The 9,714-nt window shown below is 35.4% G+C and carries 7 protein-coding genes and 1 rRNA gene; 5 read left to right on the forward strand and 3 right to left on the reverse strand.

The features are described from left to right. The 5 genes from SOY52_RS04050 to SOY52_RS04070 form a co-directional block, all read left to right on the forward strand. Positions 1-899: hypothetical protein (locus SOY52_RS04050; protein WP_320847700.1), on the forward strand; the 899-nt coding region annotated here is incomplete at its 5' end. A gap of 7 nt (positions 900-906) precedes the next feature. Next, the gene (locus tag SOY52_RS04055; protein WP_320847701.1) at positions 907-1,884 is read left to right on the forward strand and encodes a LacI family DNA-binding transcriptional regulator; all 978 of its coding nucleotides are present in this window, start codon (positions 907-909) and stop codon (positions 1,882-1,884) included. A gap of 21 nt (positions 1,885-1,905) precedes the next feature. Next, positions 1,906-3,528 (forward strand): alpha-glucosidase, encoded by a 1,623-nt coding sequence (locus SOY52_RS04060; protein WP_320847702.1) that lies wholly within the window; start codon positions 1,906-1,908, stop codon positions 3,526-3,528. 3 nt (positions 3,529-3,531) lie between these two features. Next, on the forward strand, positions 3,532-4,398 hold the full coding sequence (locus SOY52_RS04065) for a PfkB family carbohydrate kinase (protein ID WP_320847703.1): 867 nt from the start codon (positions 3,532-3,534) through the stop codon (positions 4,396-4,398). Further along, positions 4,395-6,533, forward strand: a complete 2,139-nt coding sequence (locus SOY52_RS04070) for an alpha-galactosidase (RefSeq protein WP_320847704.1) — start codon at positions 4,395-4,397, stop codon at positions 6,531-6,533. The genes SOY52_RS04065 and SOY52_RS04070 overlap by 4 nt, the downstream gene beginning before the upstream one ends. A 37-nt stretch (positions 6,534-6,570) precedes the next feature. On the opposite strand, the gene SOY52_RS04075 is transcribed toward SOY52_RS04070, so the two are convergent. The 3 genes from SOY52_RS04075 to rrf form a co-directional block, all read right to left on the reverse strand. After that, positions 6,571-7,761, reverse strand: a complete 1,191-nt coding sequence (locus tag SOY52_RS04075; protein ID WP_320847705.1) for a tyrosine-protein phosphatase — start codon at positions 7,759-7,761, stop codon at positions 6,571-6,573. Between the two features lie 92 nt (positions 7,762-7,853). Beyond that, positions 7,854-9,284, reverse strand: a complete 1,431-nt coding sequence (locus tag SOY52_RS04080) for a sodium:solute symporter family protein (RefSeq protein WP_320847706.1) — start codon at positions 9,282-9,284, stop codon at positions 7,854-7,856. A gap of 223 nt (positions 9,285-9,507) precedes the next feature. Next, positions 9,508-9,622 (reverse strand): 5S ribosomal RNA (gene rrf, locus SOY52_RS04085). Positions 9,623-9,714 lie beyond the last annotated feature (92 nt).

Below are 9,714 nucleotides of genomic sequence, written 5' to 3' on the forward strand. Positions count from 1 at the left end.
ATGGAGAATTTGCATATACAGTTGCAAACATAAAGGGGGAAAGGAAATTCTTTCAAGAGAGACGATTCTCAGAAGATGGTTTTAACTTCACAAATAGTGAGGTAATTATCCCTAACTTTGTTGAAGATGAAAGAGACCCAAGACTCTTTATCTATAAAGGTAAAAAATATCTACTTCTGTGGCTGGAGAAGAATACCTTTGCACTTTATATCGATAACTATGGCTCATATGAGCTAGTTAATAAATTTGAGGCAAAGGATGCTTGGGAGTGTCCTGATATCTACGTGGTTAATGATAGATTATTCTTTACCTCTGCTGATGGTTTTTACTTTGAAGCACAAATTGATGATAGTGGTTTAAAGCTGATTGGTGAACGTAAGAACATGTTCTTAACAAAGCTAAACTATGCATCACAGAGCTTTACTGGTCTTGATGATACCTATATGGTATCTTGGCTAAGAGTAGAAACTCCACACTTAAATACTACAGGGGCAATGAGTATTATTAGAAAGGTTGGCCTTATTGGTGACAACTTAACTCTTGAACCTAATGAGGATTTATTAAAGCATTTTAAAGCTAATGGAGAGTATCATAACACCTATTCAAGTGAAGAAAATGCTTTATATCTAGTAACAGAAGGTTCTTTTACAGGTGATATCCAAGGTCAAAGTATTAGTTATGATTCTAGTCTTGGTAAGCTAATTTTTGGTACTGAAGAGGTAATCTTTAATAGCCATGATAATAAGTTAAACATATTTATTGATGAAGAGATTATTGAAATATCAAATAGTACATACCAAGAGCTCTCTTCCTTTGAAATTAAGGATAAAAACGTTTATCATAAAGGTGTTAGGATCTCATCTTCTAACTTAAAAATAAAAGAGTTTATCTGGAGGTGAACTTAAATTGGCTACAATAAAGGATGTTTCGAAGGAGACAGGCCTTAGTATTGGTACTGTTTCCAGAGTATTTAATAATCGCGGATATATTAGCAAAGAGACTAGAGAAAAGGTTGAAGCTGCTGTTAAGAAATTAAACTACCAACCAAACGCACTTGCTCGTTCTCTATCAAAGTCTTCATCTAACATTATTGGGGTTATCCTACCTCATATTGCTCATCCTTTTTTCTCTGATCTTCTTTCAAACATAGAGAATGCTACTAGAGAAAAAGGTTATTCTCTGATGGTATTTGTTACTAAGGGTGATGAAGTTGCAGAACTTGAAATGATAAATCGATGTAGAGAAAATAGAGTTTGTGGTCTAATTCTTTGCTCTGGACGATTTGCAACCAAAAAAATTGAAACAAATGAATTTCCTGTTGTAGCAATAGAAAGAAATCCAGAAGGGGCCTCTTTTGCAATTGAATGTAATAATAGACAAGGTGGTAGATTAGCAGCTGAAGAACTAATTTCTAAGGGCTGCAAAAATGTAATTAGCCTTGCTGGTATTCAAGGCAGGAAGATGCCTGCAGATGAACGCTCTATTGGCTTTGAAGAGGTTTGTAGAGAAAAAGGAATTAATTTTACTTGTCTTTCATACCCACCAGAGCTATATGATAGACTCGACTATACTGCATTTATTGATAAAGTATTAAGCGAAAGACCTTCAACAGATGGTGTTTTTGCTTCCTCTGATATCATTGCGAGCCAGGTTATCCAAGTAGCAGCTACTAGAGGGTTAAGGGTTCCTGACGACCTTAAAGTAGTTGGCTTTGATGATTCCTTAATCGCAACATACACTACTCCTCCTCTAACAACTATTCATCAACCAATTAAAGAAATGGCAGAGCTTGCTGTATCAACTTTAATTAATCTTAAGGATGAAAGAGCTGCTACCGGTTGCACAATTATGAATGTCAGCTTGGTTAGAAGAGGAACAACTTAATACCTAATTTTGGAGATTAACATGGAAAGAAAATGGTGGAAAGAAGGATGTGTCTATCAGATATATCCTAGGTCTTTTTATGACTTTAATGGCGACGGAATTGGAGACTTAAAGGGCATTACTCAAAAGCTTGAGTATGTTAAAGAGCTAGGTGCTTCTATCATTTGGCTTAACCCTTGTTATAAAAGTCCGAATGACGATAATGGTTATGATATCTCTAATTATAGAGAGATTATGGATGACTTTGGTACGATGGAGGATTATGATGAGTTACTAAATAAAGCTCATTCTCTTGGCCTTAAAGTTATCATGGATTTAGTTGTAAACCATACCTCTGATGAGCATGAATGGTTTATTAAGTCTTCAAGCTCTAAAGATAATGATAAAAGTGATTGGTATATTTGGAGAGACAAAAAGAATAACTGGGGAGCTTGCTTTGGAGGCTCTGCTTGGGAGTACTGTGAAAAAAGAGACCAATACTATCTCCACTCATTTTCTAAAAAGCAACCTGATTTAAACTGGGAAAATCCTGAGGTTAGAGAAGCTGTATATAGCCTCATGAACTTCTGGGGTGATAAAGGTATCGATGGCTTTAGAATGGATGTTATCACTATGATTAGTAAGGACCAAAACTTCCCTGATGGTGTTATCAATGGAGAGTATGGTGATGCATCCCCTTTTACAAATAATGGTCCAAGGATTCATGAATTTTTAAAGGAAATGAATCAAAAATCTATCTCCCACTACGATTGGCTCACAGTTGGAGAGGGTGCTGGAGCAAGAGTTGAAGATACTCTTAGCTATACTGCCCCTGAAAATAATGAGCTTAATATGATTTTTTCATTTGAGCATATGAACTATGCAAAGCCACAATGTGAAAACAACTGGAAGGAAGAAAAATTTGCTCTTCCTGGATATAAAAAAATCTATAAAAAGTGGCAGGAAGGCTTAGACCAAAAGGGTTGGAACACACTGTATCTTGAAAACCATGACCAAGTAAGATCTGTATCAAGATATGGAAATACTTCTAATGAATATATGTGGAAAAAGAGTGCTAAGGCTCTAGCTGTTATGTATTACTTAATGCAGGGAACTCCATATATTTATATGGGACAGGAGTTGGGATGCACTAATACAAACTTTAATTCTATCGAAGAATTTAGAGATATTGCAGCTAAAAATGATTATGCTGTAATGCTTAGCAGAGGTTTTTCTAAAGAAGATGCTTTAAGATTACTCAACTTAACCAGTCGTGATAACTCAAGAACTCCTTTTGCTTGGAATGAAGATGGTGGTTTTACAACCTCTACTCCTTGGATTAGATATAACCAAGATATAAAAGAAATAAATGTTGAAAGGGAAAAGAAAGATCCTGATTCTATTTTAAATTTCTATAAGAAATTAATTTCACTTCGTCGTTCAAGTGATACCCTTATCTATGGAAGCTTTAAACTATTAGAAGAAGATGATGAAGATCTTTTTATCTATGAACGCACATTAGATAATGAAAAGTATACTATAATAGTTAATATGTCTGACAATACTAGATGTTACCCGGTAAAAGGACAGGTTGTTTTATCAAACTATGATGATAGTAAGGATGAAATAAGAAGCTGGGAAGCAAAGGTAATTAAGGAGGATTAAGTAATGGATTTTATTTCATTTGGAGAAATTTTATTTGATGTTTTTCCTGATAAAGCAACACTTGGTGGCGCTCCACTCAATGTTGCAGGACATCTAACTAAGCTTGGTCTTAATGGCTATATTCTTTCTGCAGTCGGTGATGATGAACTTGGAAAAAGAGCAATTAGTGAAATTAATAACCTTGGATTAAATACAGAGAAAATCTCTACTTTGAACTATGAAACTGGTAAAGCAATTATTACCTTAAATGGCAAAAATGCAGAGTATGAGTTTAATATGCCATGTGCTTGGGATAACATTCCACTACTTCCACTCCCAGAGCATGTAAGCTTAATTTACTATGGAACTCTTGCTCAGAGAGGAAATAGCAAGCAAACTCTTAAAGAGTTATTAAATAAGGTATCATCTGACCATCGATTCTTTGATGTAAACATTAGAAAACACTTCTATAGTGATGAGATTATCAAAGAAGGTGTTGAAAACGCTACAATTCTAAAGCTTAATGATGAAGAAGTTGATATCGTACTTGATGCACTTAAATTAAAAATGCGTGGTTACAGAGGTCTTGAAGAGTTAGCTAAGAGTTATAACTTAGACTTAGTTTTATTAACAAAGGGTAAAGAAGGCACAATGTGCTATAAGGATAAGTGGTATAGAGTTCCATGTGCTGAAGTAGAGGTGGTTGATACAGTTGGTGCTGGGGATAGTCTTTCTGCTGGCTTCTTGGCTTCCTATATCAAAACTGGGGACTTAGAAAAGTCATTAATCATCGGCTCACATATTGCTGATTACGTTGTAACAAAGCGTGGTGCAATTCCAGAGTATGATGAAGAACTATTATCCTATTTAAAAGGAACAGCTCTTTTATGATTAAAGTTGAAAATAATTTATTTACCCTCACAGGTGATAACTTTACATACCAAATGAAAGTAGACAGCTTTGGCCGTCTACTTCATCTTTACCATGGCCCAAAAATTATCGGCGATGCATCTAGTATTATTTCATATAGAGATAGAGGCTTTTCTGCATCTCCTTATGAAGCTGGTTTTGACCGCACCTACTCTTATGACTACTTACCATTAGAGATTTCTACTTTAGGAGAAGGTGACTTTAGAACCCCTGGTATCATAATAAGCCAAGAGGATGGAACTACTAGCTCTGCATTTATCTATAAAGAGCATAGAGTATATAATGGGTCAAATAAGATTAAGGGCCTTCCTTCTGTTGTTATTGAGGATGCAGAGTGTCTTGAAATAACACTTGAGGAGGAGCTCTCAAAGGCAAAGATAATTCTTACATATATTATAAAGGACTCCTCCTTAGTAAGAGGCCTTGAGATAGTAGCAGGAGATAAAAAGATAAAGCTAAAGAAAGCTTTATACACTTTTGACTATCTATATGGGTCTTTTGATGTTACTTACTTTGAAGGTAGACACTGTAGTGAAAGAACTAGAAAAAGAGCAACTATTAATACAGGAGCATTAACATTTACCTCTCGTAAAGGTGCAACCTCCCACCAAATTAATAATGGTTTTATCATCTGTGATAGCAATACTACAGAGCTCTTTGGTTCAGCGCTCTCACTTGAATTACTTTGGTCAGGCTCATTTACTTTCTTTGCAGAAAAGAATCAATATGGGTCAACAAGAGTAGGTCTTGGAATGGGAAGTGAGTTCTTTGAGTATGAACTACAAAATAGCTCAATTGCCCTTCCAGAGCTTTTAATTACATTCTCTTCTAACGGCTTTAGTGATTTATCTATTAAAAATAATAGATTTATCATGTCACACATTAGAAGGAAGAATTTATCAAAGCTTAATAACCCAGTACTTTTAAATAACTGGGAAGCAACCTATTTTGATTTCACAGGAGAAAAACTTCTTTCTATCGCTAAGGAAGCAAAAGCCTTAGGTTGTGATTTATTTGTGCTTGATGATGGTTGGTTTTCAAACCGTAATGATGATTTATCATCCCTTGGTGATTGGTTTGAAAACAAAGATAAACTCAAGATGGATTTAAATACACTCTCTTCTTTAATTACAAAAGAAGGTATTGCATTTGGCCTTTGGGTTGAACCTGAGATGGTAAGTGAAAATAGTATATTATTTAAAAATCATCCAGAATGGGCATTAATGCTTAAGAATAAAAAGCCTGTTAGAGGAAGGTATCAACTTGTATTAGATCTTAGTAATAAAGATGTAGTAGCTTACATTAAGTCTTTCCTTGATGACCTTATTACAAGAGGTAAACTTAGCTACATGAAGTGGGACTACAACCGCTTTATTACAGATTTCTTCTCAAGCGTTACTCCTGCAGGAAAAATCGAATATGACTACATCCTTGGACTATACTCAATCTTTGAATACTTAAATGAGAAGTATCCACATTTAATGATCGAAGGATGTTCTGGTGGTGGTGGCCGTTTTGATCTTGGTCTTATTTACTACACTCCACAATCATGGCTTAGTGATAACACAGATGCAATTGAACGTTTAGATATTGAGTTTGGTTCCTCTTATCTTTACCCTATCGCAACCTTTGGTTCTCACGTCTCAGCAGTTCCTAACCACCAAACTCATAGAGTTACACCTCTTTTTACTAGAAGTTGTGTTGCTATGCTTGGTTCTTATGGCCTTGAACTTGATCCAACAAAGCTAAGTGAGGAAGAAAAGAATGAAATTAAATTCGAGATTAAGGAGTATAAAAAATATGCATCCTTAATTAAGGATGGTGATTTCTACCGTCTTTTAGATAGTAATGAAGCTTCTTCAGCACTTTGTGTATCAAGAGATAAATCTAAGGCATTATTGATAGCTGTTAATAGGCTTTCCCATGGGAACCCTGTTGACCACCATGTAAAGCTAAAGGGTCTTGATGAAAATAAAAATTATTTAATTAATGGTAAAGTAATTCCTGGTTCTTTACTTGTTAACGCAGGATTATTACTTCCATTTACTTTCTCAAATGATTACGAAGCGATAAGGCTTTACATTGAAGAAGTATAAAGTAGTGGCAGGTGCGAAAAACACCTGCCATTTATTTTTAATAATTAGTTGAAAGATTAGCTTTTAATGCGCTTATTTCAGCATCAGAAAGGCCTAATGATTTAATGTAAGCTTCAGCTGCTATACTATAATCGACACTTGCTAGATCAGCAGAGCTATCAAGACCTGCAATTAATGAGAGTATAGTATCAATATTACTCTTTCTAACAGCTTCATATTGTTCACTATTTTCCTCTACATGATAGTAGTTAATGTAGGTTGTCATATAGTCTTTAACAAGCTCGTCATAGCTTGCACCCATCAAAGCTGCAAGGAGTGCTGATGTAAAGCCTGCTCTATCTTTTCCTTCGTTACAGTGTACAAGGTATGGTCCCTTAACAGTTGAGAAGAATTTTAAGCCCTCTGCAATACCTCTCTTAAACTCTTCGGCTTTGAAATCAACACCAAGGTTGAGAGCAATTACTTTTCCGTCTTCAAAGAGTGTTTTGTAATATGGAGAATTAAAATCATCCTGAGCAATATAAGATAAAATACCTTCGTTATTATCTGCTAAGTTAATTACTGCTTGAACACCACACATGGAGGTAAATTTATCTGCATAGCTTGCTCTTGCAATCTCATTATTAATAGGACTTGAGCTTCTATATAGAGCACCCTTACCAAGGTTTCCACCTTCTACCTCTCTGAAGTTTGCAAATACTTCATCAGATGAGTAATCTGCTCTTTCATTTGTTCTAACTAGCTGGTGGATTAAATATTCATCTTTATATCCACCCTTTTTATGCATGCTAAGTTCAAGAGTGATATCAGCTAAACTCTTTCCATCATTAATAATCCACTCATATGTTCCATCTGAATGTTTTTCCTTAACTGCAATACCATAATAGGTTGCAAAGTCACCCATATTAATTGCTAATATTAGAGTACCACCTGCATCTCTTAATACTAATGAACCTACATTAACATCTGAGTAGTTGGTACAAAATGGTACAACAATTAGCTGACCATCTAAGTAGATAGCAACTACATCGCCATATTCAAACCCTTTATCAAGTAAATCCTGAGAGCAAAGTGTTAATACAAGATTTCCATACTTTTGTATCTCACTTACTCCAGATTTTACTATTTTACTATCCTCTAGAACTGCTTGTTCTGGAGCTTTGGTAACACAGCTAAATGTTGTAAACAACAACAAGGCAATTAAAAGAATTGATAATATTTTTTTCATTTAAAAACTCCTTATACTTGATATTTTACCATAGGAAAATAAAATCAGCCACCCAAGTTGGATGACTGAAAAAGTATTAAGATTACTATTCCTTATTTCTCATCGATATAAGCAGAAGGAGCACTTTCAACACCCATCTTCCACTCAATTAAGTTAATAACAAAGAATGTAATAGTACCAACGGCACAGCCAAATACTACAGGAAGGATACCTAAGAAGAAATCACCACCAGAGAGAATCTGCCAGAAGATTACACCAATTGTTCCTGTAATAATAGAAATCTGACCAGAGTGCTTTGTTGCTCTTGGCATAATTAAACCAAGTCCATACGCAGCAAATGGTCCTGCACAACGAATTGCAAATGCAAATGTATTCATTGTTACAATGTTAATCTTTAGCATTGAAATAGCCATAGCAATAACACAGAATACTACGTTTAATGATCTTGTATAGAAAATAGATTTCTTATCATCAATACTCTTCTTTGAATATGGAAGGATAATATCATTCATAGCCATTGTAGACATACAAAGTAAGTTAGAGTCTGCAGATGACATTGTAGCTGAGATAATTGCAGCTGATACAAGACCTGTAATAAATGTTGGAGCAAACTTGCTTGTTACGCTCATCATTGCATTAGATGCAACAACACCAGGAAGTGAATCTTTAACTGCGAGAGCTGCTAAGCCAAGGAGTGTTGGGAAGATTGCCATAAGAGCCATTAATACACCAGAAAGGAGGGAAGCTCTAAATGCTGTCTTTTCATCCTTTGCACTTTCGAATCTACTAATCATTTCAGGACCAGAGAGGAATGTACAGAAGTAGTTAAAGATATATCCGATAATTACAACCCAACCAATCTTAGTAGGACTTAGCTGTTCACCAGGAAGCTTTGCACTGAGAGCCTGCCAACCACCAATACCCTTTAATACAAATGGAGTTGCAATAGCAAGGCCAACAAAGATGATAATAAACTGAACTAAGTCTGAAATTTGGTCAGCTATCATACCACCAAGTGTTGTATATAAGATAATTACAATACCAGCTATTAAGAGACATACATTCATTGGAATACCTGTTAATGCAGAAACTACGCTACCAGATGCTGCAACCTGTGAGGAGGTTAAACAGAAGAGAGCAATGATGTTTAGAATTGCGGAGAAAATACTACTTGATTTACCAAATCTTCTTCCAATTACTTCAGGAATTGTAACGGCAAGTGTCTTTCTGATTTTTGGAGCAAAGAATGCAAGTGGAATCATGGCAATAGATGCAGCAAGAACATACCAAATAGCACTCATACCCCAAGCACCAAATGCTTTTCCTGCAAGTCCTGTAGTTGAACCACCACCAATGTTATTTGCAGATAATGAGAATGCAACCATAAATAGTCCCATTCTTCGTCCAGCTACCATATAGTCTTCACTACTTTTAATTTTTAGCTTACCAACTACAGCACCGATAACTAGCATACCAACTAGATAACAAATTACGATTATTAGAGCACCAGTATTAACTACCATATATGCCTCCTTTAAGGGTTGATGTGTAATTCTAGCATGACTTTTTTAATGCTAAAATAAAAAAAACAACGAAAGCACGAAACTCCGTTGTTTGAATAAATAAAACCATAAAATTGAAAATAATGTCAATAAAAAATTAACCACCCTGAGAAGGATGGTTATGAAAAAAATATATGTAAACACTGCTACCTAATTTTCACAGCAGTGAAGAAGGCGAAAAAAAACCTGGCAACGACCTACTCTCCCACGGACGAGCCGCAGTACCATCGGCGAAGAAGCGTTTCACTATTCGTGTTCGGGATGGGAACGAGTGTTTCCACTTCTCTATGGTCACCAGGAAATTCACATAGTTGTTTAAGTATTAAGCAACTTGTGAAGTGTTTTCAAGGAACGAAAACGATAATATGGTCAAGCCTCACGGCTTATTAGT

The sequence above is a fragment of the Bullifex sp. genome (assembly GCF_034103065.1).
Lineage (GTDB): Bacteria > Spirochaetota > Spirochaetia > Sphaerochaetales > Sphaerochaetaceae > Bullifex.

Excerpts from the sequence above, each read along its gene's own strand:
- SOY52_RS04060 (WP_320847702.1), top strand. The coding sequence starts at position 1,906 with ATGGAAAGAAAATGGTGGAAAGAAGGATGTGTCTATCAGATATATCCT.
- SOY52_RS04065 (WP_320847703.1), top strand. The coding sequence starts at position 3,532 with ATGGATTTTATTTCATTTGGAGAAATTTTATTTGATGTTTTTCCTGAT.
- SOY52_RS04070 (WP_320847704.1), top strand. The coding sequence starts at position 4,395 with ATGATTAAAGTTGAAAATAATTTATTTACCCTCACAGGTGATAACTTT.
- SOY52_RS04075 (WP_320847705.1), bottom strand. The coding sequence starts at position 7,761 with ATGAAAAAAATATTATCAATTCTTTTAATTGCCTTGTTGTTGTTTACA.
- SOY52_RS04080 (WP_320847706.1), bottom strand. The coding sequence starts at position 9,284 with ATGGTAGTTAATACTGGTGCTCTAATAATCGTAATTTGTTATCTAGTT.